Source organism: Sphingomonas degradans, from assembly GCF_053502645.1.
Genome location: NZ_CP177172.1, coordinates 4,572,378 through 4,597,676 on the forward strand (window position 1 = coordinate 4,572,378; position 25,299 = coordinate 4,597,676).

Sequence of the window (25,299 nt, forward strand, 5' to 3'; positions counted from 1 at the left end):
GCCGCGCGCGGGGGTCAAGCCCCGGTGGCGGCGGCGGTTCCGGCGGCAAAGCGCGCCGCGATCCACGCCTGTGCCTCGCGCCAGTCGTCGATCCGGGCATGGGCCGCCGGCGCCGGGGGAATGTCCGGGGCCAGGCTGGGTTCGGCGACCATGTGGAGCCGGTGCACGCCCGGCGCGTGTTCGGCGACCGACTGGTGATGCACCGCCAGGTCGTCGACGAACACCGTCACCGGCCCGCCCATCGATTCGACGAGTCGCGCCACCGGCGGCCCTTTCGGCCCCTGGTTGCACTCGACGCGGTGGACGATGCCGTGCGTCGCCAGCTGATCGATGCGGTGCGCGCGGCAATGGTCGCCCAGATTGGTCAGCACGACGATGTCGGCCTGTTCCGCGAGCGCCTCCAGCGCCTCGCGCGCGTGCGGCACCAGCGTCTGGCGGCCCATCTGGTCGGGGAAGAAGCCGTCGAGCAGCGCCCACATCGTCTCGCGCTCGATCAGGCTCTGGTCGGCGCGGCGGCGCATCGATGTGGCGAAATCGCCGCCATTGGGGGTGAAATCGATGTCGTGCGCCTCGCCCAGCCAGGTGCCGAAATGCCGCACCATGTGCAGCAGCACTTCGTCGCAATCGGTGATGAGCAGGGGTTTCATCGAATCTCCAGCGCCGCGCGGGCGGCAACGAGTTGGGCAGGCGTCGCACCGATCGCGTCGGCGCAGGCGATCAGATCGGGCTCATAGCTTTCGAGGAAGCCCAGCGTCGCTGCCAGCAATGTCGGGTCGCCGGCGCGTTCGCGCAAGGCATCGGGGCTGAGCCCGGTCAGGTCGAGCAGGCGCGTCGCGCGGGTAGGTTCGCCCAGTGTCCACACCAGCGCCTGGAGCGCCAGCGTCTCCGCGCCGATCGCGCGATTTGTTTCCGGCGTCGCCATCGCTTAAGTAGTCCCGAACATCATCAAGGTAACCGGGCGTGGCAAAAAGGGTGCTCGTTGTCGAGGACAACGAACTCAATCTGAAACTGTTCTGCGATTTGTTGCGGGCGCACGACTTTGCGCCGGAACCGGTGCGCGACGGGCGCGAGGCGGTGGCAAGGGCGCGGGCATTCGATCCCGACCTGGTCGTGATGGACATCCAGATGCCGCATGTCAGCGGGCTGGACCTGATTCGCGAGATGAAGCTGGATTCGCGGCTGCGCGCGATTCCGATCATGGCGGTCACGGCCTATGCCGGACGCGACGACGAAGAGCGCATCCGCACGGCAGGTGCGAACGCCTATGTCTCGAAGCCGATTTCGCTGGCGCGCTTCATGGATGAAGTCCGCGCGCTGATACCCGCCGCGCTCGCCCCGCAGGGCTGAGCGCCGGCAGACGGTCCCCGCAATGCGGGGACGCGCGATTACTTGATCTTCGCTTCCTTGAACTCGACGTGCTTGCGCACGACGGGATCGTACTTGCGGAACGAGAACTTCTCGGTCTGGGTGCGCGGATTCTTCTTCGTGACGTAGAAGAAACCCGTGTCCGCCGTGCTGACGAGCTTGATCTTGACAGTGGTCGGCTTGGCCATGACCCGAAACCCTTGAATCTTGAAAAGAAAGAGCGGCACGCGCTAGCGCACCGCTGACAGGCCGGGGGAAGTGCGCGAGTTCGGCGCAAAAGTCAAGGCGCACGGACGATTCGCCCCGGTTCACGCCCTTTTAACGCGCGCGTGCGAAAGCGGAAGCCGGGCAGGGGAGGATTATGGAAGCGATCGTCCCGGCCTTTCTCCTCGCGGTGCTGACCCAGATCGGGGACCGGCCGGCGATGCTTACGGCGATTCTGGCGGACCGCTATCGCCGGCCGCTGCTGGTCGCGCTGCTCGCCGCAATCGCGCATGGCACCGGCAACGCGCTGGCGGCGGTGGGCGGCTCGGTCGCGGCACCGATGCTTACCCCCAATGCCCGATCGCTGCTGCTCGCGCTCGCGCTGGGCTTTGCCGGCGGGGCCGGGCTGTGGCCGATGAAGGCACCGGCCCGAGTCGCGCGCTGGAAGCTGGGCGCGGTGGCTGGGCCCTTGATCGGCGTGTTCGCGCTGGGGCTGGGCGAGCGGACGCAGTTCCTGACCTTCGCCATCGCCGCCGGGGGGCTGCCGTGGTTCGCCGCCATCGGGGCGACGCTCGGGTCGCTTGGCGTCGCATTCGTCGCGGCGGTGCTCGGCGAATCGGGGTGGCAGGCGCTGCCACAGGGTGCTGTTCGCACTGGAATAGCCCTGCTGTTGCTCGCGGCGGCAGCCTATATCGGGCTGGGCGCGGTCGGGCTGGTGTGAGTGCCAGCCAGTCGATCACGGATAGGGATATTTCCGCTTAGCGAGGGATGGACCCGACACTATATCCGTTCGTTGTGCGCACGTACCAATTTTCCGGAGGAATAGCATGGCTGACACCAAAGCGGCGCTGAAGACGCCCACCGACCTCAACAGCAACGCCACCAAGAGCGTGGCGGACGCGCTGAACAGTGCGCTGGCGGACTGCTACACGCTGTATTTCAAGACCAAGAATTTCCACTGGCACGTCTCGGGCCCGCATTTCCGCGATTATCACCTGATGCTCGACGATCAGGCGACGCAGATCCTGGGCATCACGGACGCGATCGCAGAGCGCGTGCGCAAGACCGGCAACACCACGCTGCGCTCGATCGGCGACATCGCGCGCCGCCAGACGATCAGCGACAATGACAAGGATTTCGTGACGCCCGAGGCGATGCTCGCCGAACTGCGCGACGACAATCTCAAGCTGGTCGAGAGCTTCCGCGTCGTGAAGGAAGCGTCCGAAGAGGCGGGCGACAATGCCACCAGCGGCATCGTCGACGAATGGACCGACCAGGCCGAGGAACGCGCCTGGTTCCTGTTCGAGGCCAGCCGCAAGGGCTGAGCCTGACGTCGATTGACGGTACGACGGGGCCGGCCGCCTGTGCGTCCGGCCCCGTTTCGCGTGGTTACTTGATCGCGGCGAGGTCGGTTTCGACCTTCTTGAGCACTTCGTCGCTCAGCTTGCCGCCGGACATCGGCTGCAACTCGCGCAGGCTCATCGACTTGAACATGTCGTACGATTCGTGGGTCGTCAGGCCCGGCAGGTCGGCGTCGAGCACGGCCTTTGCCTTGGCATCCGCGACCAGCGCCTCGACCGGCGTGTCGAGATTGAACTTCGCCGCCGCAACCGGGGCGGTCGGCGCCGGTGCCGGCGCGGTCTGGGCAAAGGCAGCGGCCGGCGTGCAGGCGAGCGCTGCGGCGGTCAGGAAAACGAGCTTCATGCAGGTATGATCCTTTTGTGCGAGCGGGCCGCGCGCTGCGTACCGCCGTACCCGACTATAACGCCGGCACGCCCGCACCGCGAGCCCGATGCGCGCGCGGGAGTCGCAAAAAAGGGCCCGGCGCGCGATGCGGCGCGCCGGGCCCTTTTTGTTGCGGATCGCGCGATCAGACGTCGAGATTGGCGACGTTCAGCGCATTGTCCTGGATGAACTCGCGGCGCGGCTCCACCACGTCGCCCATCAGCTGGGTGAAGATCGCGTCGGCGACATCGGCCTGGCCGACTTCGACCTGGAGCATCGAGCGGTTCTGCGGATCGAGCGTGGTTTCCCACAGCTGTTCCGCGTTCATTTCGCCCAGCCCCTTGTAGCGCTGGATCGCCAGCCCCTTGCGGCCCGCCGCCAGGATCGCGTCGAGCAGCTGGCTGGGGCGCGATACGAGTGCCTCGCCCTTGCCTACGGTCACCGGCTCGTCCGATTCCTCGGCATCGGCGGCGAGCGCCGCCTCGACGTCGCTGAGCGCCGCTGCCTTGGACGGCACCAGCTTGGACGGCGTCATGTAGCTGGCGGCCTGCTCTTGCGCGAGGCTGTGGAGCCGGCGCGCTTCTGCGGAGACCAGGAACGCCGCCTCGACGATGTGATGATCGGTCACGCCGCGCCACAGCCGCTCGAAATGATAGCCGCCATCTTCGGTGACGCGCGCCGACCAGCGTGCTTCGCTGTCGGCGGCGTCGAGGCGCGTGACTACCGAGGTCAGGCTGGCCATCCGTGCTTCGCGCGTGGCCGCCGGATCGAGCCCGGCACCGAGCGCCAGCGCCTCGATGATCATCGGATCATAGCGGCGCGGGACATAGCGCATCAGCGTGCGCATGCGGCGGGCATGCTCGACCAGGTCGCGGAGGTCCTGCCCGCTGCGCGAGCCGCTCGTCGTCTCCAGGATGTTGCCGCCCACGCCCGCATCGACCAGATACTGGTCGAGCGCGGCGTCGTCCTTCAGATACACTTCGGAGCGGCCCTTGGTCGCCTTATAGAGCGGCGGCTGGGCGATATAGAGGTGCCCGTTGGTGATGATCTCGGGCATCTGGCGGTAGAAGAAGGTCAGCAGCAGTGTGCGGATATGCGCGCCGTCGACGTCGGCGTCGGTCATGATGACGATCTTGTGGTAGCGCAGCTTCTCGATGTTGAAATCGTCGCGGATGCCGGTGCCGAGCGCAGTGATGATCGTGCCGATTTCGCGGCTGGCGAGCATCCGGTCGAACCGCGCGCGCTCGACGTTGAGGATCTTGCCGCGCAGGGGAAGGATCGCCTGGAAGTGGCGATCGCGGCCCTGCTTGGCCGAGCCGCCGGCCGAGTCACCCTCGACGAAGAAAAGTTCGGACTTGGCCGGATCGCGTTCCTGGCAATCCGCCAGCTTGCCGGGCAGGCTGGCGATGTCGAGCACGCCCTTGCGCCGGGTCAGCTCGCGCGCCTTTTTCGCGGCTTCGCGGGCGGCGGCGGCGTCGATCACCTTCTGGATGATCTGACGCGCGACGGCGGGGTTTTCCTCGAGCCATTCGGCGAGCTTGTCGGCCATCAGGCTTTCGAGCGGCTGGCGCACTTCGGACGAGACCAGCTTGTCCTTGGTCTGGCTGCTGAACTTGGGGTCGGGCAGCTTGACGCTGACGATCGCGGTCAGCCCCTCGCGCATGTCGTCGCCGGTGAGGCTGACCTTTTCCTTCTTCAGCGCGCCCGATTTGTCGGCATAGTTGTTGAGCGTCCGCGTCAGCGCCGCGCGGAACGCGGCCAGATGCGTGCCGCCGTCGCGCTGCGGGATGTTGTTGGTGAAGCAGAGGACGTTTTCGTAATAGCTGTCGTTCCACTCGAGCGCGACGTCGATCGTCACGTCGTCGCGCGTGCCCGAGATCGCGACCGGATCGGGCATCAACGGCACCTTGTTGCGATCCAGCCACTTCACGAACGCGGCGATGCCGCCTTCGTAGAACAGCTCGATTTCCTTGACCTCTTCGTGCCGCGCGTCGCGCAGGAACAGGCGCACGCCCGAATTGAGGAAGGCCAGCTCGCGATAGCGATGCTCGAGCTTCTCGAAATCATATTCGGTGATCTTGAACGTCGCCGGGCTCGCGAGGAAGGTCACGCGGGTGCCCTTCTTGCCGTTTGCCGGGCCGACCACTTTGAGCGGGGCGACGGCATCGCCGTGCGCGAAGCGCATGTAATGTTCTTCATTGTCGCGCCAGATCGTCAGGTCGAGCCATTCGGACAGCGCGTTGACCACCGACACGCCCACGCCGTGGAGCCCGCCGGACACCTTGTAGGCGTTGTCGTCGGACGTGTTCTCGAACTTACCGCCGGCGTGGAGCTGGGTCATGATGACCTCGGCTGCCGACACGCCTTCCTCGCTGTGGATGCCCGTGGGAATGCCGCGGCCGTTATCCTCGACCGACACCGATCCATCGGCGTTCAGCTGGATGATGATCCGGTCGCAATGCCCGGCCAGCGCTTCGTCGATCGCATTGTCGCTGACTTCGAACACCATGTGGTGGAGGCCCGAGCCATCATCGGTATCGCCGATATACATGCCGGGACGTTTGCGGACTGCGTCGAGCCCCTTGAGCACCTTGATCGAGTCGGCGCCATAGGCGTTCATATTGTTCGGAGGAGTTTCTGCCATGCCAAGCATATAGGGATTCGCGCGCGCGAACGAAAGCGAAATGGCAGGGGCTGGCCGGGTGGGGAGAGGGGCATTCAGCCGATCGCGCCGCCGCCGAGCGCATAGCGTGTCGCATCCCCCGGCACCGCATCGAACAGCGCCGCCTCGGTCCCCGTCATCCACACCTGGCCGCGCCCGGAAAGCCGCGCGAACAGCGCCGCGCGGCGGCTGGGGTCGAGGTGCGCGGCCACTTCGTCGAGCAGCAGGATCGGCGCGCGACCGATCCGCTCCGCGACCAGCTCGGCATGGGCGAGCACCAGGCCGAGCAGCAGTGCCTTTTGCTCGCCGGTGGAGCAGAGGTGCGCGGGCTGTGCCTTGCCCAGATGCGTCACGATCAGGTCGGCGCGGTGCGGCCCTTCCAGCGTGCGCCCGGCGGCGGCGTCGCGGCGGCGGCCTTCGCGCAGGCTGTGCGCCAGCGATTCGGCATCGCCGTCCCAGCCGGACAGGGCCAGCCCCGCGCGGGCAAACGCGCCCTCGGGCTGCGCCGCCAGTCGGTCGGCGAGCAGCGTCACTGCCTCGACCCGTGCCGCATGGATTGCGCCGCCATGCTCGGCCATCTGTGCCTCCAGCGCTGCCAGCCAGTCGGGATCGGCGGGCGCATCGTCGGCGAGCAGCCGGTTGCGCTGGCGCATCGCCGCTTCGTAGCGGGTGGCGTGATGGGCATGGGTCTGGGTCAGCGCGAGCGTCAGCCTGTCGAGAAAGCGGCGGCGCTCGCCCGCGCCCTCGACGAACAGCCGGTCCATCGCCGGGGTCAGCCACAGCACCGTCGTCCATTCCGCCAGTGCAGTGGCCGCGACGCCCGCGCCGTTGATTCGCACCACGCGGCGCTCGGGCGCGTCGGGCTGGGTGCCGGTGCCGATCTCGACATCGCCCAGCGTCGCGGCGACGCCGAAGCCGCCGGGCCCGCCCTGGCGCGCCATTTCGGACAGCGCGGCCCGGCGCAGCCCGCGCCCCGGCGCCAGCAGCGAGACGGCCTCCAGAATATTGGTCTTGCCCGCGCCGTTTTCGCCGCTCAGCACGACGAATCCGCTGCCCGGCGCCAGCACGGCATCCGCGTGGTTGCGGAAGTTGGTCAGGACCAGGCGCGATACCGTCATCCATCTGCCCTAGCGCAGCACCTTGCCGCCGAACACTGCTTCGCCGATGAAGGATGCAAAGGAGACCCCATGTTTCGACTCTGCCTGACCGCCGCAGCGGCGCTGCTGCTCGCGGGATGTTCGAAAGCGCCCGAAGACTTGACTGCACGCTACACGCTGGCCGGGGGCGGGGGCACCATCGCGGTGAAGGCGGCGGCGAATGGCGATGCGCGCGTGGACAGCCGCGAACAGACGCTGATCCGCAAGGGCGGCGTCGAGTATATCGTGCTCAATGACCCGCGCGGCGCCTATGCCGCCAAGGTGCCCGAATTCGTGGCGGTGATCGGCGAACTCGCGCGGGAGGCGGGGATGAAGCCGACCGGGCTGGGGCCGCAGACCGACTATGCGATCGTGAAGGAAGGCACCGAGACCGTCGCCGAACAGAAGGGCGATGTGTGGAAAGTGCGCCCGGCCAAGGGCGCGGCCAAGACCACGGTGGAGGCTGTTATCAGCAGCGACCCGGCACTCGCCAATGCCGGCAGCGCATTGGCGATGCAGACCCGGTTCGGCGCGGCGGGCATGGCGCAGGTGCAGGGCGGGCTCGACAATCTGGAAAAGCGCGTGGCCGAGATGCTCGACAAGGGGCTGGTGCTACGGTTCGGCGACGCGCTGAAGCTGACCGAGATCGAGCGGACGCCCCTGCCCGAGACGCTGTTCGCGTTGCCGACGGTGCTGGACAAGGCGGCGCTCAAGGCCCGGATCGCGCAGGAACGGGCGCGGGCACAGGCGGCGCGGGCGGCCGGAGCGATGCAACCGGGTGCACCAGCGCGTCCGCTGGCGCCTACCGCGCGCTGACCTTCAGATCCCGCTTAGTCCCGCAGCTTCCAGGCTCACCTGCGCCACGCGATAGGCACGCGGTTCGGCGATGCGCAGGCGGCGGCGGGCGGCGTCGAGCGGCTCGGCCAACAGCGTTTCATAATCCTCGCCGTGGAGCCAAGCGGCGCGGCGGCCATGGCGATAGCCCTCGACGACGGCCTTGAGGAAATCGAGCCGGCGCGTGACGCGGATGCTCTTGAGTGCCGCGCCCAGCGCGATGAAGCCCCAGCCGAGCCCGCCGGTCTGGGCATAGGAAAAGGCGACCAGACACGCCTCGCCCAGATGCTCGTCGGCCTTGTAGCCGGTAAGGACGTGCCACAGATCGTGGATGTCGCGCTCGCGCCGGCCCATCCAGGCATAGGGATGCTCGACCTGCTGGCCCAGAAACGCGCCTTCGGCGAGGCTGATCTCGGCCAGGCCCTGCGCGGAATAGCCGGTGGAATCGAGGAAGTGGCGATAGGTGGCGCCGACGGTCCCTTCGGCGAAACCATCGATCCAGCTGCGATCCGACAAGCGCTCGGCCAGTTCCAGGCGGCGATAGGCCAACGTGCCGCCGCCGGGGACGGTAAGCAACCGGCGATAATTGCGCTGCGTCACGTCGCCGTTCAGCGCGCGCATGATGTAGAAAACCTGCGTCGTATCGTCGCCATTGGCGAGCAACTTGCGCAGCGCGGACAGGGCGGTGCCCCATTCGCGCTTCATCGGAAGCCCTGGCTGCGGGACGGGTTGTGCCTGAGTCGCCATCGGTTGGGTCCTGCTAATTGACATCAATGTAAATAGCGCAGGTGGCGGCCGCTTTCAAGCGGGGCGATTCAGGGAGTCGCAGTGGCGGGGCGCCTGGCCGCAGAGTGCGAAAAGCAAGCCGGGCGGCGGAAAAGGGAGCTACGCCGCCCGGCCGCAACCTGCGCAGCAGGCTGCACAAGTCTGCATAGATATGCAGGCGCGTTGCCGAATTGCAATCCGGGAGGGCAAGAAAATTGCGCCGACGCGACACTATCGCGCCGGCGCAGCGCGAATCAGACTCGCATCGGCATGAGAACGTACAGCGCCGGCGACGCGTCATTCTCGCGAATCAGCGTCGGTGCGGCGGCGTCGGCCAGATGCACTTCGACCAGATCGCCTTCGATCTGCCCCAGAATGTCCATCAGATAGCGGCTGTTGAAGCCGATTTCGAACGGCAGCGAGGCATAGTCGCCGGGGACTTCTTCTGCTGCAGCGCCGTTTTCCGGGCTGGTGACCGACAGGATCACCTTGTCGCGATCCAGCGCCATCTTGACCGCGCGGGTCTTTTCGGTGGCGATGGTGGAGACGCGGTCGACGCCCTCCATGAAGCTCTTGGGGTCGATCTTGAGGATCTTGTCATTCGCGGTCGGGATGACGCGCGAATAATCCGGGAAGGTGCCGTCGATCAGCTTCGAGGTCAGGATCGCCTGGCCGAGATCGAAGCGGATCTTGGAATTGGACAGCGATACCCCGACCGAGCCATCGACTTCGTCGAGCAGCTTGCGCAGCTCGGCCACGCATTTGCGCGGGATGATGACGTCGGGCATCGACTGCGCGCCGTCGGGCAGCGCGACCGTGACGCGCGCCAGGCGGTGTCCGTCGGTGGCGGCGGCGCGCATCAGCGGCGTCGCCTCGTCGGTGACGTGCAGGAAGATGCCGTTGAGATAGTAGCGCGTCTCTTCGGTCGAGATCGCGAATCGCGTCTTGTCGATGATCTGCTTCAGCGTTTCGGCCGGCAGCTCGAACGTGACGGGCAGTTCACCCTCGGCGATCATCGGGAAATCGTCGCGCGGCAGCGTTGCCAGCGTGAACTTCGCACGACCGGCGTTGACGGTGATTCGCCCCTCCGCCGCCGACAATTCGACCTGCGATCCCTCGGGCAGTTTCCGCACGATGTCGAACAGCGTGTGCGCCGACACGGTGATCGCGCCCGGCTGGTCCACCGCCGCAGGAATCGTCTCGTCGATCTGGAGGTCCAGATCCGTCGCCATCAACCGCATCGTGCCGCCGGCTTGCGCCTCGATCAGCACGTTGGAGAGGATGGGGATCGTGTTGCGCCGCTCGACCACGGACTGGACGTGGCTCAAGCCCCTCAACAGAGTTGCGCGTTCGATCGTCGCCTTCATGTCTTTCAAACCCCCGGGCCGCCGCCCTTATTCCACCAATAGCCGTGCGGCCGGTGGCAGTTCGCCGTTCTATACCCTTAACGGCAAAAAGGGCCGGGGCAAGCGCCCCGACCCTTTTCTGCACACCAAAAATTTGGCGTGACGCTGAATTAGAAGCGGACGCCGACGCCGCCCAGCACCTGATGGCGGTGCGCATCGATGCCGGCCTTGTCGTCGTTATACTTCGAATAGCGATATTCGGCCTTCACATAGACCTTGTCGTTGAGCTTGTACTCGGTGCCCGCGCCGACGCGCCAGCCATCGACATTGTCATGGTCCGAGATGCGGCCGGTCGCGGCCGAATCATAGGTCGTGTCGAAGCGGGCATTGGTGTAGCCGCCCTTCACATAGATCATCGCCTGCGGGCTGGCGAGGAAGCCGGCGCGGGCGCCGACATAGAGGTCGCGGCCCGCCTTGGCGCGCAGCCGGTCGCCGGCGACGAGCACGTTGTTGGCCGTATCGCGCGTGGTCGATCCGGTCACTTCGCCCTCGACACCCAGGATGGCGCTGCCCGCCTGGACGTCATAGCCGATCTGGCCGCCATAAGTGAGGCCGTCGCGCGAACCGCCGGCGGTCGAATCGTCGCCGACATGGTCCCAGCCCAGCACGGCTTCGGCGCGCGGGCCGGTGAAGCCCGAATCGGCGCTCTGCGCGAAGGCCGGCGCGGCGATGGCCGACGAGGCGATCAGGGCGGCGGCAAGAATCTTTGTACGCATAAATATACTCCTTGGTACGCGCTCGCTGCGTTGCAAAAACGAGCAGGGGCATAACTGGACGAAATCGCCAGACGTTGCATGAACCCCAGATAAACACGGAAAAGCGTGGTTTTTTGGCAACATCTGCATCCTGTGGATGCAGGGCCAGCGGCGCCTATCGCGCCGGTGGGTGCGTTTCTTTTCGCATCGGCACTCCCTGAAAATCGATACACAGCCCCTGTCCCGAGGCTGGGTGTATTAGTACGGTGGCGCACCTGTCCGTTTCCTGAACGAAACGAACCTCCACGGGGTGATTGCGTTTGGCGGGGCGAAGAGAGAGGAAGGCAGCATGACCAGCAAGCGCAAGGGCCGCGATTATATCGCCCGGCATGGCGAGACCGTGTTCAACATCGCCCGGCGGATGCAGGGCGATCATCCGCACACCCCGTTGACGCGCGCGGGCTTTGCCCAGGCGGACGCGATGGGCGCGGCGCTGCGGCAGATATTGGGGCCGAAGCCGGCGATCACCTTGTGGTCGTCCAGCGCCGGCCGCGCGCTCCAGACGCTGGCAGTGATCGCCGAGCATCTGGAACTGGACTGGCACCAGGCGCGCACCGACGACCGGCTGGTCGAGATCGGCATGGGCGAATGGAGCGGGCGCTATTACGCCGATTTGCAGGACGAGGCGCCGGGGTTCCTCGACATCGAGCATGGCCTGTATTCGCGGCCCCCGCCCGGCGGCGAATGGTATGATGCGATTGCGGCGCGCGTGTCGTCGTGGCTGGCGGATACCGATGACGATCCGGGCGACCGGCTGGTCATCATGCACGGCATGTCGAGCCGCATCCTGCGCGGCGTGATGACCGGGCGCGACGTGCTGCCGCAGTTCGACGCGCCGGTCGCGCCCGACCTGCCGCAAGGGTCGATCGTGCGGATCGAGGATGGGATCGAAACGGTGGTGCACACCGGCACCGGGCGCGGCGCCGCGCCGGCATGATCGTGCCCGCGCTTGCGCTTGCGCTTGCGCTGCTGGCGGCGGGGCCGCGCGATACGCTGGGCGTGTTCGATCGCTGGGGCGCGTTTCGCGATTCGGGCCCGGTGCGCTGCTACGCCATTGCCGAGCCGGTCGAGCGGCACGCGCAGGCCCGGCCCTTTGCCAGCATCGCCACCTGGCCGGGCGACGGGGTGCGCAACCAGCTCCACATCCGCCTCAGTCGCCCGCGCGCCGCAAACGCGCGCGTGACACTCGCGATCGGCGAGCGGCGGTTCGAGCTGCGCGCGGGCGATCTCGACGCCTGGGCGCCCGATTCGCGCACCGACGCCGCCGTGGTCGCGGCGATGCGATCGGGGCGCAGCATGAGCGTGGAAAGCGTCAGCCCGGCGGGCGGCGCCTTTGCCGACACCTATGCGCTGAAGGGCGCGGCGACGGCGATCGATGCGGCCGCGATCGGCTGCGCGGGGCGCTGAACGCCGCGCGTCAGTCCAGCCAGCCGGCGTCGCGCAGCGCGGCGACGTTGGCGCGTGCCACCGGCACTTCGCGGTCATCGACCAGCCTGAGGCGGACATTGCGGTCCTGCCGGATCACGCCCGCCACGGCGGTACGGGCGACCCACCATCCGCGATGGACGCGGGCGCCCGCCACCTCCTCCAGCTGCGCCACCGCATCGCGCATCCGAATCAGCACCAGCGCGCTGCCGGCGGCGGTGTGGACGCGGACATAATGGTCCTCATTCTCCAGGCAGCGAATGTCGGTGCCGAGCGCGGGCGGCAGCAGGTCGAAGAAGGCCGGGCGCGCGGGCGACGGATCGGGCGGCGCGATTGCCGAATCGGTCGGGGGAGCGGGCTCGGGCGCCAGCGCCTCCGGCAGGGGCGCCGCTGCACCGTCGCTTCCCTCGCGCGCACGCCGCGCCAGCATCTGCACCGCCGTGATCGCGCCGCCGATCAACAGCACCAGCGGATAGAGCGCGGCGAGATCGCCGACCGTCACGGCCCGCCAGCGAAAGCCGCCAAAGGCGAGCGCGACAAGGATCGTCGTCGGTATTGCGCCGAACAGGCACGCGACCAGGATCGCCGCGCCGCGCGGCAGCCCCGATTGCGCCGCTAGCGCACTGCCTCCGGCGATCACCGGGCGAAAGAACGCATAGCCGGCAAACAGCATCAGCGACCATTGCGCGATCCGCGTGCCCAGCGGCCAGGCGAACGAACCGAACGGCCCCAGCGCCCCCAGTACGAGCGCGGCGATTCCCAGCACCGCCAGTTCGCGGATCAGGCGCGACGGGGAGGTCATGCCGGCTGCCCGTTCATGCTTCGCGAATGGGCCGCGCCGACGCGGCACGCCCCGTTCGCGCAAACGCCGTCGCCGTTCGTGCATCCGGGCTGGCGCGCAAACGGGCAGGGGGCAGGAAGCGCGGCAAGGAGAACCATATGCCCATTGCCATAGCCGCCCGCCCCGCCCCTTCGCAACGCGACCGGATCATCGTCGCCATCGGCGCCGTTGCCGGCGTGGCAGTCCTCGCCGCGCTGGTGCGCGGTGTCGCCACCGGGATGGCGCACCGCGCCGCGCCGACCGATCCGTGGCTGGTGCTGCATCTCGCCTCCGTGCTGCCGGCGCTGCCGCTGGGCGCCTATGTGCTGTGGCGGCGCAAGGGCGATGCGCTGCACCGTGCGCTGGGGCGGCTATGGGCCGGGCTGATGCTGCTGGGCGCGCTTTCCAGCTTCGGGCTGGTGGGCATGACTGGGCGGCTGAGCGTGATCCATATCCTGTCGGTCGTCGTCGTGGTGATGATCCCGCGCGGCATCCTGCAGGCGGTGCGCCACGACATTGCCGGCCATCGGCGTACCATGTCGCTGACCTATCTGGGACTGGCCGTGGCCGCGCTCTTCACTCTGCTTCCGGGGCGGCTGCTGGGGACGCTGCTGTTCGGGTGAGCGGCCTTCCCGCGATATAGGCCTGGAGCCCCGCGACCAGCGCGTCGAACACCGCGCGGACGCGGGCGACGTCGCGCAGGTCTTCGTGGCAGACGACCCAGGTGTCGAGGTCGAACGAAAAGCTGTCCGCCGCCAGCCGCACCAGCCCATCGCGCGCGGCCAGCGGCGCCTGGCAGACGCCGATGCCGATACCCGCGCGGATCGCGGCGAGCTGGGCAAGGTCATGGTCGGTGCGAAAGCCGAAATCGTCGCGCGACACGGGAATCCCGCGCGCCTGCATCGCGCGCAGCACGGCGTTTTCGCTTTCCACGCCGATCAGCCGGTGCGCCCGCGCCTCGGCCAGGCTGGCCGGGGTGCCGTGCATGGCGAGATAGCCCGGGTGCGCGTGCAGCCCCAGCGGGATCGCGCCGACGCGCCGGGCGATCAGCGCCTCCTGTTTCGGTGCGACCATGCGGATCGCGAGGTCGGCCTCGCGCCGCAGCATGTCCTCTGCGCGGTTGGTGGGGCTGAGCGCGAGCGTGAGCGCCGGATGCTCGGAGGTCAGGGCTGCGAGGATCTCGGGCAGGACCTCCACTGCGATGACCTCGCTCGCCGAAATGCGCACGGTGCCGGCGATCTCATGCGCGTCGGCCGAGGCCGAGCGGATAAAGGCATCCGCCGCCAGCGCCATCGCGCGGGCATGGCCGGCGAGCAGATGCGCACGCTCGGTCGGCAACAGGCCGCTGGGCGAGCGCGTGAACAGCGGGCCGCCGGTTTCCGCCTCCAGATCCTCGATGCGCCGGCGCACCGTCGGCTGGGCCACGCCGATCAGGCGCGCGGCGGCCGAGAGGCTGCCCGCTTCCATCACCGCAAGGAACGCCCGCTGCCGCTCCCAGTCCACGCCTTGATCGAGCCAGCTCATATATTTTGTATAGGCGAGGTGGAAAAGTACGACAATTTCAAATGAACCCCGGCGCGCGCATCTCTGTCGAATCGAGTGATGGAGGTCGTGATGCACAAGACGGTTCTGGTATTGGGTGCCGCAGGCGGGGTGGGTGGCGAGACGGCGCGGGCTTTGGTCCGCCATGGCTGGGACGTGCGCGGGCTGGTGCGCTCGCCGCGTCCCGGGCTGGACCCGGCGGTCCACTGGATCGAGGGCGATGCGATGGACCGACGGGCAGTCCTGGACGCGGCGCGTGGCGTGGCGGCGATCGTTCATGCCGTGAACCCGCCCGGCTATCGCGACTGGGACAAGCTGGTGCTGCCGATGATCGACGACAGCATCGCCGCCGCTGCCGTCAACGACGCCCGGCTCGTGCTGCCCGGCACGATCTACAACTACGACCCCGCGACGACGCCGGTGGCGCAGCCGGACATGGCGCAGACGGCACAGACGCGAAAGGGCCGCATTCGCGTGGCGATGGAGCAGCGCATCGCCGATTCGGGCGTGCGGGCGCTGATCCTGCGCGCGGGCGACTATTATGGGCCGCGCGCCGCCAACAACTGGCTGTCACAGGGGCTGGTCACACCGGGGAAACCGGTGCGCACGATCCAGTATCCGGGCGCGCGCGGGGTGGGGCATAGCTGGGCGTATCTGCCTGACGTCGCCGAGACCTTTGCGCGGCTGCTGGATCGGGATGCCGAGATGCCGAGGCTCGCGCGCTATCATTTTGCCGGGTTCTGGGATGCCGACGGGACGGCGTTCGTCGACGCGATCCGTGCGGTGGTAGGCGTTGCGACGAAGGTGCGACCGATGCCATGGGCGCTGCTGCCGTTCCTGGCGCCGTTCAACCGGACGCTGCACGAACTGATCGAGATGCGCCCCTTCTGGCAGAATCCGGTGCGGCTCGACGATAGCACGCTTCGCGCGTTTCTGGGCGAAGTGCCGCAGACGCCAGTGCGCCAATCGGTACGCGCGTCGCTCGACGGGATCGGTTGCCTGATGCCGTTGGCGGCGTGACGGCCGGGGCGGCGCGCGCCGCCCCGGGATCGCATGCCGCGTCAGTTGGCGGGCTGGGTAAGCGCCGCTGCGGCCTTCTGGATGCGCTGGTTGAGCGCGGGGTCGTCGCGCATCGCCTGCGAGATTTCGTTGAAACGGACCGGGTCGATCCCGGCGGCGGTGATCGCCTCGACCGACTTGGCGTTCTTGTCCGCGGCGGGCACCGCGGCATCGGCCTGTACCTTGGTCACTGCCAGCGCCGCGCTTGCGAACTGGGTGACTTCGGCATCGCTCACCGGGGCCGGCGTGGTCGGCGCGGGCGCTGCCGGCGCGGCTTCCATCGTGGGGGAAGCGGGCGTCGCGGGCGTCGTCGGGGTGGTCTGGGCAAAGGCGGCAGGCGCCGAAATCAGCGCCGCGCCAATCGCCATGGATTTGAAAAGCATCGTTATTTCCTCCAAATAATCGCGCCTGTCGCAATCCTTGTTCGCCCTTGCGGTTCCCGGTCGCGCAATTTCCCGCGACGGTACGTTGCTTACGCAAGACGGACGTGTAGGGTGAGAGGTCGGGAGAGCAGCATCCGGTCTCCCGTCCGTTTCTTGACTTTTTGGGCCCAGTCGATATATATCGGCCATCCCGTCCCCGGCTTGCCGTCTTGAGGCGCTCGAAAGAGCAGGTATCCGCTCAAGGCCGCTCCCGGGGACAAATTTTTGAGCATCGCAATGGCTACGGCAATCTTGGTCGATGGGGCGTTCTTTCTACGTCGCTTCAAACATTCGTTCCCCGACCATGATCGCAATGACCCCGAAAGCGTCGCCCACGGTTTGGGAGTGCTGGCCTATTGGCATCTGAGCCAAAGGATCGGAGCATCCCGACTGCTGGAGCAGATTTCCAAACACAATTTTCAGCTTGCGGAATCGACCGACTTTTACCGGATTTTCTTCTACGACTGCTCGCCGCTCACGAAGCGGATGCACCGGCCCTTGTCGCATAAGTCGGTCGACTGGGGTAAAACTCCCGAGGCGGTGTTCCGGCTGGAACTGCACGATGCGGTGCGAAAGTTACGCAAGGTGGCGGTACGTCTGGGGCGCCTCAACGACACCTCGCGATGGCGTTTGAGCGAGGCCGCGACAGCGCGCTTGATCCAGTCGCCCAGCGGGTTCGTTCCGACCGACGAAGACTTTGAAGTCGATACCAAGCAGAAGGGCGTGGACATGCGCCTTGGTCTCGACGTCGCCTCGCTCGCATTCAAACGCCAGGTCGATCAAATCGTTATCGTCGCGGCGGACGCTGATTTCGTGCCTGCGGCGAAGCTGGCGCGGCGTGAAGGAATAGATGTGATACTGGACCGCATGGGCGATCAACGCGCCGCCCGAGACCTGATAGAACATGTCGATGGCATTCGCGATTGCTTCTTGCCACGCCAGAGCAGCAAGGAACAATGATGCAGATACCCGGCCACATCGATCCCGTGCCCGTTCCCCGCCCGCTGGCGCCGCGCGCCGATGGGCGCATCGACTTGCTGGGCCTGTCCAAGCTCGACCTGCGCATGGCGCTGGAGACGTCGCAGCTCGAGCCGAAGCAGGCGAAGTTGCGCGCGAAGCAGCTGTGGCACTGGATCTACAATCGCGGCGTCACCGATTTCTCGCTGATGACCGACATTTCCAAGACGATGCAGCCATGGCTCGCCCAGCGTTTCGTCATCAGCCGCCCGCAAGTGGTGGAGGCACAGGTCTCGACCGACGGGACGCGCAAATGGCTGCTGCGCTCGGACGACGGGCAGGACTACGAGATGGTGTTCATCCCCGACGCGGATCGGGGGACGCTGTGCGTGTCGAGCCAGGTCGGCTGCACGCTCAATTGCCGTTTCTGCCACACCGGCACGATGCGGCTGGTGCGCAACCTGCTGCCCGCCGAGATCGTGGGGCAGGTGATGCTGGCGCGCGACGCGCTGGGCGAATGGCCTAGCCAGCCCGAGGGGCGGATGCTCACCAACATCGTGATGATGGGCATGGGCGAGCCGCTGTACAATTTCGACAATGTCCGCGACGCGCTCCGCCTCGTGATGGACGGCGACGGGCTTGCGCTGTCCAAGCGGCGGATCACGCTGTCGACGTCGGGCGTGGTCCCGATGATGGCGCGCGCGGGCGAGGAGATCGGCGTCAACCTGGCCGTGTCGCTGCACGCGGTGACCAAGGACGTGCGCGACGAGCTGGTCCCGCTCAACAAGAAGTACGGGATCGAGGAGCTGCTCCAGGCGTGCGCCGACTATCCCGGCGCGAACAATGCCCGGCGAATCACGTTCGAATATGTGATGCTGCGCGACAAGAACGACAGCGACGCCGATGCGCGCGAGCTGGTTCGCCTCATCAAGAAGTACAAGCTGCCCGCCAAGGTGAACCTGATCCCGTTCAATCCCTGGCCCGGCGCGGATTACCAGTGCTCGACGCCCGAGCGGATCAAGGCGTTTTCGGACATTGTGTTCGAGGCCGGCATCTCGGCGCCGACGCGCACCCCGCGCGGGCGCGACATCGATGCGGCGTGCGGCCAGCTGAAGACCGCGTCGGAGAAGAAGAGCCGCGCCGAGCTGGACCGCGAGGCCGAAGCCAAGTTCGCCGCGCTTGGTTGACGCCGGCGGGCTGGTGCTGGCCGCCGGCGCGGGCATGCTGGGCGGCGTGATGAACGCGCTGGCGGGCGGGGGCACCTTTGCCACGCTGCCTGCGCTGATCGCGTTCGGATTGCCCGCCAATGCCGCGAACGCATCGTCCAACGTCGCGCTGCTGCCGGGGGCGGCGGCAAGCGCATGGACGTTTCGCGACGAGCTGGCTCCGGTCGCCGGGATGGGGGTGCGCACGCTGGCGGGCGTGACCTTTGCCGGCGGGCTGGCGGGCAGCGCGCTGCTGGTGCTGACGCCTACGCGCACCTTCGATTTCGTGATCCCCTGGCTGTTGCTCCTCGCGTTCGCGGCCATCGCCTTTGGCCCGCGCGCATCGGCATGGCTGCGCGCGCGCGTGGCGATCGGGCCGCGCACGCTGGTGGTCGTCCAGTCGCTGCTCGGTGTCTATGGCGGCTATTTCGGCGGGGGCGTGGGGATGATGACCACGGCGGCCTATGGGCTGCTGGCGGGTGCCGATCCGCGATCGCTGTTCTCGATCCGCACGCTGATGCTGGCAGTCGCCAATCTCGCGGCGGCGTTCGTGTTCATCGCGGCGGGGCTGGTCCAGTGGGCGCTGTGCCTGCCGATGCTGGCGGGCGGCGTGCTCGGCGGATGGCTGGGCGCGCGATTCGGCAAGCGACTGTCGCCGGGGATGGTCCGGGCCTGGACGCTGCTGGTCACCGCCGCGACCACGGCGGTGTTCTTCCACCGCGCTTATTTCTAGAGCATTTTCAAGTTGACCGTTTACGGTCAACGGCTCGGAAAATGCGGCAATCAAAAGCCTAGAGCGCGCCGGGCCGGCGCATCCGGAACAGTGCGTCCTCGGTAATCTCGAAATAATCGGCCGGGCCGCCGCCGCGCAGGATCGGGCGCGCGCGGGCGGTCTGGTAGATGCCGTCCTCCAGCATCGCGCGGTCGATATGGATGCCCACTGCCTCGCCGAGCACGAGCCACTGGTCGAGCGCGTTGCCCTCCTTGGTCTCCAGCCGGACGATCTGGGTCAGGCGGCATTCGAACTGCGCGGGGCTGCCCGCGACGCGCGGCGGCGCGACCAGCGTGGAGGGCAGCACGTCCAGTTCGGCCAGCGCAAATTCGTCCACCTCGGGCGCGACGATCGCCGCGCTGGTATTCATCGGTTCGGCCTGCGCGCGGGTGGCGAGGTTCCACACGAACTCGCCGGTCGCGGCGATATTGGCGACGCTGTCCTTCCAGCCCATCGACGAAAAGCCGATGATCGGCGGGCGATAGTTGAACAGCGTGAAGAAGCTGTACGGCGCCAGATTGCGCACGCCGTCCGCCGACAGGGTGCTGATCCAGCCGATCGGACGCGGCGCGACGATCGCGTTCAGGGGATCGTGCGGCAGGCCATGGCCGTCGGCGGGTTCATAGAAATGGAAATCGGGCATCGGGTCTCCTTGGCGCGTGCCGGCGCCTGCGCGCAACGGCCTTTCCCCCGCGCACCGTGGATGGCATAGATAGGTGACGCAACCCGAGGTGGAAGATGGCAAGCGAACCAGGGGCGGCGGCGCCCATCCGCGTCTATCGCCACCGGCTGGTGACACGGCTGTGGCACTGGCTCAACGCGCTGGCGCTGTTCGTGATGATCGGCAGCGGGCTGATGATCTTCAACGCGCACCCCCGGCTCTATTGGGGCAATTACGGCGCGAATTACGATCCGGCCTGGCTGACATTGCCGCGCTTTCCGGGATGGGCGACGATCCCCAGCTATTACAGCCTGTCGGGGGCGCGGCACTGGCATCTATTCTTCGCGCTGGTGCTGGCGTTCGCGCTGCTTTTTTATCTGCTGTGGAGCCTGATCAACCGGCATATTCAGCGTGACCTGCGCATCCGGCGCGGCGAACTGGCGCCCCGGCATCTGTGGGCGGACCTGCGTGCGCACCTGTCGCTGCGGTTCCACGATCCCGAAAATCCGCGCGCCTACAATATCTTCCAGAAGCTGTCCTATGTCGGGGTGCTGTTCGTGCTGCTGCCGGTGCTGATCCTGAGCGGGCTGGCGCTGGCGCCCGGCATGTGGCCGTGGATCGCCGACCTGTTCGGCGGGCGGCAATCGGCGCGGTCGGTGCATTTCATTGCGATGGTGCTGATCACGCTGTTCACGCTGGTGCACCTGACACTGGTCATCCTGGCGGGGCCGATCAACGAAGTGCGTTCGATGGTCACCGGCTGGTGGCGGGTGCCGGATGCGGGAGAGGCCGAATGATCACGCGGCGCAACCTGCTCGTCACCGGCGGCGCGACCCTGCTTGCCGGATGCGATGCCTGGACCGACAGCCCGGTGCTGATGCGCGCGGACGAGGCGCATGACTTTCTCCAGCGGTCTATCGTGGGCCGGGCGGCGCTGGCGCGCGAATATCGCGCCGACCAGATGAGCCCGCGCTTCCGCGTCAACGGCACGTCGAGCCCCGATACCCCGGCCTATACCGCAATGGCGGCGAAGAATTTCGCCGATTGGCGGCTGCGCGTCGACGGGCTGGTGGCGCGCCCGCTTAGCCTAAGCCTCGCCGATTTGCGATCGCTGCCCCAGCGGGCGCAGATAACGCGGCACGATTGCGTCGAGGGATGGAGCGCGATCGGCAAATGGCAGGGCCCCCGGCTGGAGACGGTACTCAACCTGGCGGGCATCCGCCCCGACGCGCGCTTCATCGTCCTGCACTGTGCCGATCGGATCGCGGGCCAGCCCTATTACGAATCGATCGACATGATCGACGCGCTCCACCCCCAGACGCTGCTGGCCTGGGCGATGAACGACGCGCCGCTCAGCGTTGGCCATGGCGCCCCCGTCCGGCTGCGGGTCGAGCGGCAGCTGGGGTACAAGCACGCGAAATATGTGATGCGCGTCAAAGCGGTCGCCAGTCTGGCCGGAATCGGCAAGGGCCATGGGGGCTTCTGGGAGGATTTCAACGGATACGAATGGTACGCCGGTATCTAGGTTCGTCTCATTGTTACCGCATTGCGAAATCACTACTACCCTCTACGCTGCGGGAGGGGTGGAGTTGATTTTGGAGAACGGCCACCGATGTTGATAGACCGGTTTTTCGCACATGCGGTGAAGCAGGGGATGCTCACCGTCCACCATGCCGATGGCAGCATGCGCACCTTCGGCGCCCCCGCAGACGGGTTGAACGACGTCGCCATCCGGCTGGAAAAGGGCGCTGCAGGCGCGATCCTGCGCGATCCAGGCCTTGGCGCCGCCGAAGCGTTCATGGATGGCAGGCTGACCATCGAGCAGGGCGACATACTCGACCTGCTCAACCTCATCACCACCAACAATCGCTGGGAAACCGGCACCGCGACCTTGCACCCCAGCGCGCTGCGCCGCGTGGTGGGTGCCGCCGCGTTCCGCATCGGCCGGTACAACATGGCCAAGCGATCGAAGCGCAACGTCGCGCATCATTACGACCTGTCGGATCGGCTGTACGATCTCTTCCTCGACGCGGATCGCCAGTATAGCTGCGCCTATTTCACCGATCCCGCTGTCGGGCTGGAGCAGGCCCAGCTCGATAAAAAGGCGCATATCGCCGCCAAGCTGGCGATTCAGCCGGGGATGCGCGTACTCGACATCGGCTGCGGCTGGGGCGGGATGGCGCTGTACCTCCATGCCAAGACCGGCGCCGAAGTGTTGGGCGTGACGCTGTCCGAAGAACAGCTGAAGGTCGCCCGCCGCCGCGCGATCGAGGCGGGGGTGGACCGCATGGTGCGCTTCGAGCTGATCGACTATCGCCATTTGACGGGTACGTTCGATCGGATCGTGTCGGTCGGTATGTTCGAGCATGTCGGCACGCCGCACTACCGCACGTTTTTCCGCAAATGCCGCGAATTGCTGACGCCCGAGGGCGTGATGCTGCTCCACACGATCGGCCGCATGGGAGGGCCGGGCGTGACCGACAAGTTCACGCTGAAATACATCTTCCCGGGCGGCTATATCCCGGCGCTGTCCGAAATCGCGCAGGGCTATGAAGGGCTGCGTTTCTTCATGACCGATGTGGAGGTGCTGCGGCACCATTATGGCCACACGCTCAAGCTCTGGTACGACCGCACCGTCGCGGCGCGCGACGAGATCGTGACGCTGTACGACGAGCGCTTCTACCGGATGTGGACCTTCTACCTTGCCGGTTGCTACGTCAGCTTCATGAACGGCGGGCTGGTCAATTATCAGCTCCAGTTCTCGCGCGCGCGCGACACGTTGCCCATCACGCGCGACTATATGTTCGAGGCCGAAGCGGCGCTGCGCAAGGGCGGCGCGATGGGCGCGGGCAGCCCGTCGCTGCGCGTCGATGGCGAGGTCTGCGGCTAGCGGCTTGCGGAACCGGCGCACCGACCCTAGAGCGCGCCGGTTCCCTTCAACCCCTGGAGTCGCCAGAACCATGTCCGACAAGATCAATCGCGTTGTCCTCGCTTATTCGGGCGGGCTCGACACCAGCGTGATCCTGAAATGGCTCCAGCAGACCTATCAGTGCGAAGTGGTGACCTTCACCGCCGATCTGGGGCAGGGCGAGGAACTCGAGCCCGCGCGCAAGAAGGCCGAGATGGCCGGCGTGAAGCCCGAGCACATCTTTATCGACGACCTGAAGGAAGAATTCGTCCGGGACTTCGTGTTCCCGATGATGCGCTCCAACGCCCTGTACGAAGGGCTGTACCTGCTCGGCACGTCGATCGCGCGCCCGTTGATCGCCAAGCGCCAGATCGAGATCGCGCGCCAGGTCAATGCCGATGCGGTGAGCCATGGCGCCACCGGCAAGGGCAATGACCAGGTCCGATTCGAGCTGGGCTATTACGCGCTGGCGCCCGACATCAAGGTGATCGCGCCGTGGCGCGAATGGGACCTGACCAGCCGCACCCGGCTGATCGAATTCGCCGAGCAGCACCAGATCCCGGTGAGCAAGGACAAGCGCGGCGAATCGCCGTTCTCGACCGACGCGAACCTTCTCCACACCTCGTCCGAGGGCAAGGTGCTGGAGGACCCGTGGGAGGAAGTGCCCGATTACGTCTATTCGCGCACGGTGAACCCCGAGGACGCGCCGAACGAGCCGGAGACGATCACGATCGATTTCGAGCGCGGCGACGGCGTGGCGCTGAACGGCGTGGGCATGAGCCCGGCGACGTTGCTCGCGGCGCTGAACGAGCTGGGCCGCAAGCACGGCATCGGCCGGCTCGACCTGGTCGAGAACCGCTTCGTCGGCATGAAGAGCCGCGGCATGTACGAGACGCCGGGTGGCACCATCTATCACCTCGCGCATCGCGGGATCGAACAGATCACGCTGGACCGCGGCGCCGCGCACCTGAAGGACGAGCTGGCCCCGCGCTATGCCGAGCTGCTGTACAACGGCTTCTGGTTCAGCCCCGAGCGCGAGATGCTGCAGGCAGCGATCGACCACAGCCAGGAAAAGGTGACGGGCACCGTGCGGCTCAAGCTGTACAAGGGCAGCGTGATCGTGACGGGCCGCAAGTCGCCCTACACGCTGTACAGCGAGAAGGTCGTGACGTTCGAGGACGATCAGGGCGCGTACGACCAGCGCGACGCGGCTGGCTTCATCAAGCTCCAGGCGCTGCGCCTGCGCCTGCTGGGCCGTCGCGACGGAAGGTGATCCGTCGCGGGGCTTAGCGCCTGTTTGGAAATGCGCTGCGGCGCATTTCGCGGTGCCGGCCTGATCAACCGGGTTGAAGCCCTACAGATCAGACCGGGTTGATCCTCCACAGTTTTGGCCGGGTGCTTTTGGTGGTTCGCGCAGCCTGTATCGGGGCGGTGCGAAGCGCCGGAAGCGGCCCGAGCGGTCGATTACACCCAGGTCGGTGTCGCAGAACCGCACGAGGTGCGAACCGTCCTCCTGCGCGGTGATACCGACCACCTCGCCTGCCAGCGATTCGCTCACGAACACGCGCCCCTGGCGCCACTTGATGTCCCCCGACCCCTGCACCGTGCGCGCTTCGTGATCGGCGTCGTACCATGGCTCCGGCACGCGTTCCGGCATCGTCCTTCGCGATGCCTGCCACAGGCTCGCGGGCGCGACCTGGCCAAGCGCCTCGTGCGGCCGCTCTTCGTTATAGTGCGCACGGAACGCATCGAACCGTGCCTGCTGCGCGCCCAGCGTCGCCGCCGCGGGCCGCGAGGTCTGCCCCTTGAGCTCGCGGTGCATCCGCTCGTGACGGCCGTTATCCTGCGGCGAGGCAGGGCGGATGAAGTGGGGCCGAACCCCCAGCTTGAGCCACCATGCCGACAGCCGCGTAAGCCCGCCCGCGCCATCCGATCCGAACGGCGGCCCGTTGTCGCAACGGATCGCCTGCGGCAGGCCATGCGCCTGGAACAGCTGCTCGAATACCGGTCGCACACCCGCAATCGACGGATCGGTGATGCGCACTTCCAGCAGATAGCGGCTGTACGCATCCGTCACTGTCAACGGGTCGCAACGCCTGCCATCCCGCGTGCGGAACCAGCCCTTGAAGTCGCACGCCCATTCCACATTGGGCGCATCCGGCCAAAGCGGCTGCGGATCAACCGCGACCCCACGCCTGCGTATGCGCCGCGGCGCAACCAACCCGCTTCGCTTCACGATGTCCCCGATCGTGGAGGCCGCTGGCCAGTCCCTCCCCGGCGCCTCCCGCTCCAGCCACGCCAGAATCTTCTTCGGACCGAAATGCGGATAGCGTGTCCGCACCGCAATCACCGCCGCCTCCACCTCCGCCACCGTCCGGTGCGGACAACTGCGCGGCGCGTGCGAGCGATCCGCAAACCAACGCGCATCGCCACCCGCGCGCCGCGAATGCCACAGGTAAAAGGTCGACCGATCAATCCCGTAGCGCGCACACAGCGCCGTCACGCTGAATGCCCCGGTATCGTAATCCGACAGCAGACCTATCCGCCGCTCCATCCGGCTGCTCTCCACAAATGGCATCGAAGAAACCCTCCTGCGACACAACGCTGCCGTGGAGGATCAACCCGGTCCAATCTGTGGAACATCTACCCGGTTCGTACCGCCCGCTCCCCCACCCG

29 protein-coding genes are annotated in these 25,299 nt (G+C 67.0%); 15 read left to right on the plus strand and 14 right to left on the minus strand.

Annotated features, from left to right (window positions below; translation table 11 throughout):
• Nucleotides 1-14: 14 nt before the first annotated feature.
• Together ACG3SL_RS20950 and ACG3SL_RS20955 are read right to left on the minus strand one after the other, a co-directional pair.
• Nucleotides 15-647 (minus strand): HAD family hydrolase, encoded by a 633-nt coding sequence (locus tag ACG3SL_RS20950; RefSeq protein ID WP_448663075.1) that lies wholly within the window; start codon nucleotides 645-647, stop codon nucleotides 15-17.
• Nucleotides 644-922, minus strand: a complete 279-nt coding sequence (locus ACG3SL_RS20955) for a DUF3572 domain-containing protein (protein WP_448663076.1) — start codon at nucleotides 920-922, stop codon at nucleotides 644-646. Before ACG3SL_RS20955 ends, ACG3SL_RS20950 begins: the two co-directional genes overlap by 4 nt.
• A 38-nt stretch (nucleotides 923-960) precedes the next feature.
• Between ACG3SL_RS20955 and ACG3SL_RS20960 the strand changes: the two genes are divergently transcribed.
• On the plus strand, nucleotides 961-1,347 hold the full coding sequence (locus ACG3SL_RS20960; RefSeq protein WP_448663077.1) for a response regulator: 387 nt from the start codon (nucleotides 961-963) through the stop codon (nucleotides 1,345-1,347).
• A 38-nt stretch (nucleotides 1,348-1,385) separates the two neighbouring features.
• Here the strand turns inward: ACG3SL_RS20960 and rpmG are convergent, their stop codons facing one another.
• Nucleotides 1,386-1,553: a 50S ribosomal protein L33 gene (gene rpmG / locus ACG3SL_RS20965; protein ID WP_025560997.1), complete on the minus strand. Its 168-nt coding sequence runs from the start codon at nucleotides 1,551-1,553 to the stop codon at nucleotides 1,386-1,388.
• A gap of 173 nt (nucleotides 1,554-1,726) precedes the next feature.
• Between rpmG and ACG3SL_RS20970 the strand changes: the two genes are divergently transcribed.
• Both ACG3SL_RS20970 and ACG3SL_RS20975 read left to right on the plus strand, forming a co-directional pair.
• Entirely contained in the window at nucleotides 1,727-2,290 is a 564-nt protein-coding gene (locus tag ACG3SL_RS20970; RefSeq protein ID WP_448663078.1) for a TMEM165/GDT1 family protein, read from the plus strand.
• Nucleotides 2,291-2,396: 106 nt separating this feature from the next.
• Complete coding sequence (locus ACG3SL_RS20975; RefSeq protein WP_448663079.1) at nucleotides 2,397-2,894, plus strand: Dps family protein; 498 nt, start codon at nucleotides 2,397-2,399, stop codon at nucleotides 2,892-2,894.
• A 64-nt stretch (nucleotides 2,895-2,958) separates the two neighbouring features.
• Here ACG3SL_RS20975 and ACG3SL_RS20980 read toward each other — a convergent pair whose 3' ends face one another.
• The 3 genes from ACG3SL_RS20980 to recF all read right to left on the minus strand — a co-directional run bounded on the left by ACG3SL_RS20980 (nucleotide 2,959) and on the right by recF (nucleotide 7,074).
• Nucleotides 2,959-3,273: a hypothetical protein gene (locus tag ACG3SL_RS20980; RefSeq protein WP_448663080.1), complete on the minus strand. Its 315-nt coding sequence runs from the start codon at nucleotides 3,271-3,273 to the stop codon at nucleotides 2,959-2,961.
• A 166-nt stretch (nucleotides 3,274-3,439) separates the two neighbouring features.
• Nucleotides 3,440-5,938, minus strand: a complete 2,499-nt coding sequence (gyrB, locus tag ACG3SL_RS20985) for a DNA topoisomerase (ATP-hydrolyzing) subunit B (RefSeq protein WP_448663081.1) — start codon at nucleotides 5,936-5,938, stop codon at nucleotides 3,440-3,442.
• A gap of 74 nt (nucleotides 5,939-6,012) precedes the next feature.
• Nucleotides 6,013-7,074, minus strand: a complete 1,062-nt coding sequence (gene recF, locus ACG3SL_RS20990; protein ID WP_448663082.1) for a DNA replication/repair protein RecF — start codon at nucleotides 7,072-7,074, stop codon at nucleotides 6,013-6,015.
• A gap of 69 nt (nucleotides 7,075-7,143) precedes the next feature.
• On the opposite strand from recF, the gene ACG3SL_RS20995 reads away from it, so the two are divergent.
• Nucleotides 7,144-7,908, plus strand: a complete 765-nt coding sequence (locus tag ACG3SL_RS20995) for a hypothetical protein (protein ID WP_448663083.1) — start codon at nucleotides 7,144-7,146, stop codon at nucleotides 7,906-7,908.
• Between the two features lie 3 nt (nucleotides 7,909-7,911).
• On the opposite strand, the gene ACG3SL_RS21000 is transcribed toward ACG3SL_RS20995, so the two are convergent.
• From ACG3SL_RS21000 to ACG3SL_RS21010, 3 genes are all read right to left on the minus strand, one after another.
• Nucleotides 7,912-8,631: a Coq4 family protein gene (locus tag ACG3SL_RS21000; protein WP_448663084.1), complete on the minus strand. Its 720-nt coding sequence runs from the start codon at nucleotides 8,629-8,631 to the stop codon at nucleotides 7,912-7,914.
• Nucleotides 8,632-8,945: 314 nt separating this feature from the next.
• Entirely contained in the window at nucleotides 8,946-10,058 is a 1,113-nt protein-coding gene (gene dnaN / locus ACG3SL_RS21005; RefSeq protein ID WP_448663085.1) for a DNA polymerase III subunit beta, read from the minus strand.
• A gap of 149 nt (nucleotides 10,059-10,207) precedes the next feature.
• On the minus strand, nucleotides 10,208-10,813 hold the full coding sequence (locus tag ACG3SL_RS21010; protein ID WP_448663086.1) for an outer membrane protein: 606 nt from the start codon (nucleotides 10,811-10,813) through the stop codon (nucleotides 10,208-10,210).
• A 328-nt stretch (nucleotides 10,814-11,141) separates the two neighbouring features.
• On the opposite strand from ACG3SL_RS21010, the gene ACG3SL_RS21015 reads away from it, so the two are divergent.
• Nucleotides 11,142-11,789 (plus strand): histidine phosphatase family protein, encoded by a 648-nt coding sequence (locus ACG3SL_RS21015; RefSeq protein ID WP_448663087.1) that lies wholly within the window; start codon nucleotides 11,142-11,144, stop codon nucleotides 11,787-11,789.
• On the plus strand, nucleotides 11,786-12,259 hold the full coding sequence (locus ACG3SL_RS21020) for a hypothetical protein (protein WP_448663088.1): 474 nt from the start codon (nucleotides 11,786-11,788) through the stop codon (nucleotides 12,257-12,259). The genes ACG3SL_RS21015 and ACG3SL_RS21020 overlap by 4 nt, the downstream gene beginning before the upstream one ends.
• Nucleotides 12,260-12,269: 10 nt before the next feature.
• Here ACG3SL_RS21020 and ACG3SL_RS21025 read toward each other — a convergent pair whose 3' ends face one another.
• A complete protein-coding gene (locus ACG3SL_RS21025) occupies nucleotides 12,270-13,079 on the minus strand; it encodes a LytTR family DNA-binding domain-containing protein (protein WP_448663089.1) in 810 nt (269 codons plus the stop codon).
• Nucleotides 13,080-13,216: 137 nt separating this feature from the next.
• Here ACG3SL_RS21025 and ACG3SL_RS21030 point away from each other — a divergent pair, with 137 nt between their 5' ends.
• Nucleotides 13,217-13,720, plus strand: coding sequence for a DUF2306 domain-containing protein (locus ACG3SL_RS21030; protein WP_448663090.1), 504 nt, complete (start codon nucleotides 13,217-13,219; stop codon nucleotides 13,718-13,720).
• Here the strand turns inward: ACG3SL_RS21030 and ACG3SL_RS21035 are convergent.
• The gene (locus tag ACG3SL_RS21035) at nucleotides 13,674-14,621 is read right to left on the minus strand and encodes a LysR family transcriptional regulator (protein ID WP_448663091.1); all 948 of its coding nucleotides are present in this window, start codon (nucleotides 14,619-14,621) and stop codon (nucleotides 13,674-13,676) included. The two genes, ACG3SL_RS21030 and ACG3SL_RS21035, sit on opposite strands and share 47 nt — an antisense overlap.
• Before the next feature lie 90 nt (nucleotides 14,622-14,711).
• Between ACG3SL_RS21035 and ACG3SL_RS21040 the strand changes: the two genes are divergently transcribed.
• A complete protein-coding gene (locus tag ACG3SL_RS21040) occupies nucleotides 14,712-15,659 on the plus strand; it encodes an NAD-dependent epimerase/dehydratase family protein (protein ID WP_448663092.1) in 948 nt (315 codons plus the stop codon).
• Between the two features lie 41 nt (nucleotides 15,660-15,700).
• Here the strand turns inward: ACG3SL_RS21040 and ACG3SL_RS21045 are convergent, their stop codons facing one another.
• Nucleotides 15,701-16,081 (minus strand): DUF4168 domain-containing protein, encoded by a 381-nt coding sequence (locus tag ACG3SL_RS21045; protein ID WP_448663093.1) that lies wholly within the window; start codon nucleotides 16,079-16,081, stop codon nucleotides 15,701-15,703.
• Between the two features lie 276 nt (nucleotides 16,082-16,357).
• On the opposite strand from ACG3SL_RS21045, the gene ACG3SL_RS21050 reads away from it, so the two are divergent.
• The 3 genes from ACG3SL_RS21050 to ACG3SL_RS21060 are packed head-to-tail and all read left to right on the plus strand — an operon-like array spanning nucleotide 16,358 to nucleotide 19,015.
• On the plus strand, nucleotides 16,358-17,080 hold the full coding sequence (locus ACG3SL_RS21050) for an NYN domain-containing protein (protein WP_448663094.1): 723 nt from the start codon (nucleotides 16,358-16,360) through the stop codon (nucleotides 17,078-17,080).
• On the plus strand, nucleotides 17,080-18,264 hold the full coding sequence (gene rlmN / locus ACG3SL_RS21055; RefSeq protein WP_448665194.1) for a 23S rRNA (adenine(2503)-C(2))-methyltransferase RlmN: 1,185 nt from the start codon (nucleotides 17,080-17,082) through the stop codon (nucleotides 18,262-18,264). The genes ACG3SL_RS21050 and rlmN overlap by 1 nt, the downstream gene beginning before the upstream one ends.
• Nucleotides 18,257-19,015, plus strand: a complete 759-nt coding sequence (locus ACG3SL_RS21060; protein WP_448663095.1) for a sulfite exporter TauE/SafE family protein — start codon at nucleotides 18,257-18,259, stop codon at nucleotides 19,013-19,015. The genes rlmN and ACG3SL_RS21060 overlap by 8 nt, the downstream gene beginning before the upstream one ends.
• A gap of 58 nt (nucleotides 19,016-19,073) precedes the next feature.
• On the opposite strand, the gene ACG3SL_RS21065 is transcribed toward ACG3SL_RS21060, so the two are convergent.
• Nucleotides 19,074-19,697, minus strand: coding sequence for a flavin reductase family protein (locus ACG3SL_RS21065; protein WP_448663096.1), 624 nt, complete (start codon nucleotides 19,695-19,697; stop codon nucleotides 19,074-19,076).
• 95 nt (nucleotides 19,698-19,792) lie between these two features.
• Here ACG3SL_RS21065 and ACG3SL_RS21070 point away from each other — a divergent pair, with 95 nt between their 5' ends.
• From ACG3SL_RS21070 to ACG3SL_RS21085, 4 genes are all read left to right on the plus strand, one after another.
• A complete protein-coding gene (locus ACG3SL_RS21070; protein ID WP_448663097.1) occupies nucleotides 19,793-20,512 on the plus strand; it encodes a cytochrome b/b6 domain-containing protein in 720 nt (239 codons plus the stop codon).
• A complete protein-coding gene (locus ACG3SL_RS21075) occupies nucleotides 20,509-21,240 on the plus strand; it encodes a molybdopterin-dependent oxidoreductase (protein WP_448663098.1) in 732 nt (243 codons plus the stop codon). The genes ACG3SL_RS21070 and ACG3SL_RS21075 overlap by 4 nt, the downstream gene beginning before the upstream one ends.
• Before the next feature lie 87 nt (nucleotides 21,241-21,327).
• Nucleotides 21,328-22,605: a class I SAM-dependent methyltransferase gene (locus tag ACG3SL_RS21080; RefSeq protein ID WP_448663099.1), complete on the plus strand. Its 1,278-nt coding sequence runs from the start codon at nucleotides 21,328-21,330 to the stop codon at nucleotides 22,603-22,605.
• Between the two features lie 70 nt (nucleotides 22,606-22,675).
• On the plus strand, nucleotides 22,676-23,896 hold the full coding sequence (locus tag ACG3SL_RS21085) for an argininosuccinate synthase (RefSeq protein WP_448663100.1): 1,221 nt from the start codon (nucleotides 22,676-22,678) through the stop codon (nucleotides 23,894-23,896).
• 81 nt (nucleotides 23,897-23,977) lie between these two features.
• Here ACG3SL_RS21085 and ACG3SL_RS21090 read toward each other — a convergent pair whose 3' ends face one another.
• Entirely contained in the window at nucleotides 23,978-25,201 is a 1,224-nt protein-coding gene (locus ACG3SL_RS21090) for an integrase core domain-containing protein (RefSeq protein WP_448662704.1), read from the minus strand.
• Nucleotides 25,202-25,299: the final 98 nt, after the last annotated feature.

Excerpts from the sequence above, each read along its gene's own strand:
- ACG3SL_RS21085 (WP_448663100.1), top strand. The coding sequence starts at position 22,676 with ATGTCCGACAAGATCAATCGCGTTGTCCTCGCTTATTCGGGCGGGCTC.
- ACG3SL_RS21040 (WP_448663092.1), top strand. The coding sequence starts at position 14,712 with ATGCACAAGACGGTTCTGGTATTGGGTGCCGCAGGCGGGGTGGGTGGC.
- ACG3SL_RS20955 (WP_448663076.1), bottom strand. The coding sequence starts at position 922 with ATGGCGACGCCGGAAACAAATCGCGCGATCGGCGCGGAGACGCTGGCG.
- dnaN (WP_448663085.1), bottom strand. The coding sequence starts at position 10,058 with ATGAAGGCGACGATCGAACGCGCAACTCTGTTGAGGGGCTTGAGCCAC.
- ACG3SL_RS21020 (WP_448663088.1), top strand. The coding sequence starts at position 11,786 with ATGATCGTGCCCGCGCTTGCGCTTGCGCTTGCGCTGCTGGCGGCGGGG.
- ACG3SL_RS21030 (WP_448663090.1), top strand. The coding sequence starts at position 13,217 with ATGCCCATTGCCATAGCCGCCCGCCCCGCCCCTTCGCAACGCGACCGG.
- gyrB (WP_448663081.1), bottom strand. The coding sequence starts at position 5,938 with ATGGCAGAAACTCCTCCGAACAATATGAACGCCTATGGCGCCGACTCG.
- rpmG (WP_025560997.1), bottom strand. The coding sequence starts at position 1,553 with ATGGCCAAGCCGACCACTGTCAAGATCAAGCTCGTCAGCACGGCGGAC.
- ACG3SL_RS21075 (WP_448663098.1), top strand. The coding sequence starts at position 20,509 with ATGATCACGCGGCGCAACCTGCTCGTCACCGGCGGCGCGACCCTGCTT.
- ACG3SL_RS20950 (WP_448663075.1), bottom strand. The coding sequence starts at position 647 with ATGAAACCCCTGCTCATCACCGATTGCGACGAAGTGCTGCTGCACATG.
- ACG3SL_RS20995 (WP_448663083.1), top strand. The coding sequence starts at position 7,144 with ATGTTTCGACTCTGCCTGACCGCCGCAGCGGCGCTGCTGCTCGCGGGA.
- ACG3SL_RS20975 (WP_448663079.1), top strand. The coding sequence starts at position 2,397 with ATGGCTGACACCAAAGCGGCGCTGAAGACGCCCACCGACCTCAACAGC.
- ACG3SL_RS21000 (WP_448663084.1), bottom strand. The coding sequence starts at position 8,631 with ATGAAGCGCGAATGGGGCACCGCCCTGTCCGCGCTGCGCAAGTTGCTC.
- ACG3SL_RS21045 (WP_448663093.1), bottom strand. The coding sequence starts at position 16,081 with ATGCTTTTCAAATCCATGGCGATTGGCGCGGCGCTGATTTCGGCGCCT.
- ACG3SL_RS21050 (WP_448663094.1), top strand. The coding sequence starts at position 16,358 with ATGGCTACGGCAATCTTGGTCGATGGGGCGTTCTTTCTACGTCGCTTC.
- ACG3SL_RS21090 (WP_448662704.1), bottom strand. The coding sequence starts at position 25,201 with ATGCCATTTGTGGAGAGCAGCCGGATGGAGCGGCGGATAGGTCTGCTG.
- ACG3SL_RS21010 (WP_448663086.1), bottom strand. The coding sequence starts at position 10,813 with ATGCGTACAAAGATTCTTGCCGCCGCCCTGATCGCCTCGTCGGCCATC.
- ACG3SL_RS20980 (WP_448663080.1), bottom strand. The coding sequence starts at position 3,273 with ATGAAGCTCGTTTTCCTGACCGCCGCAGCGCTCGCCTGCACGCCGGCC.
- ACG3SL_RS21080 (WP_448663099.1), top strand. The coding sequence starts at position 21,328 with ATGTTGATAGACCGGTTTTTCGCACATGCGGTGAAGCAGGGGATGCTC.
- ACG3SL_RS21035 (WP_448663091.1), bottom strand. The coding sequence starts at position 14,621 with ATGAGCTGGCTCGATCAAGGCGTGGACTGGGAGCGGCAGCGGGCGTTC.
- recF (WP_448663082.1), bottom strand. The coding sequence starts at position 7,074 with ATGACGGTATCGCGCCTGGTCCTGACCAACTTCCGCAACCACGCGGAT.
- ACG3SL_RS21065 (WP_448663096.1), bottom strand. The coding sequence starts at position 19,697 with ATGCCCGATTTCCATTTCTATGAACCCGCCGACGGCCATGGCCTGCCG.
- ACG3SL_RS21025 (WP_448663089.1), bottom strand. The coding sequence starts at position 13,079 with ATGACCTCCCCGTCGCGCCTGATCCGCGAACTGGCGGTGCTGGGAATC.
- ACG3SL_RS21070 (WP_448663097.1), top strand. The coding sequence starts at position 19,793 with ATGGCAAGCGAACCAGGGGCGGCGGCGCCCATCCGCGTCTATCGCCAC.
- rlmN (WP_448665194.1), top strand. The coding sequence starts at position 17,080 with ATGCAGATACCCGGCCACATCGATCCCGTGCCCGTTCCCCGCCCGCTG.
- ACG3SL_RS21015 (WP_448663087.1), top strand. The coding sequence starts at position 11,142 with ATGACCAGCAAGCGCAAGGGCCGCGATTATATCGCCCGGCATGGCGAG.
- ACG3SL_RS20970 (WP_448663078.1), top strand. The coding sequence starts at position 1,727 with ATGGAAGCGATCGTCCCGGCCTTTCTCCTCGCGGTGCTGACCCAGATC.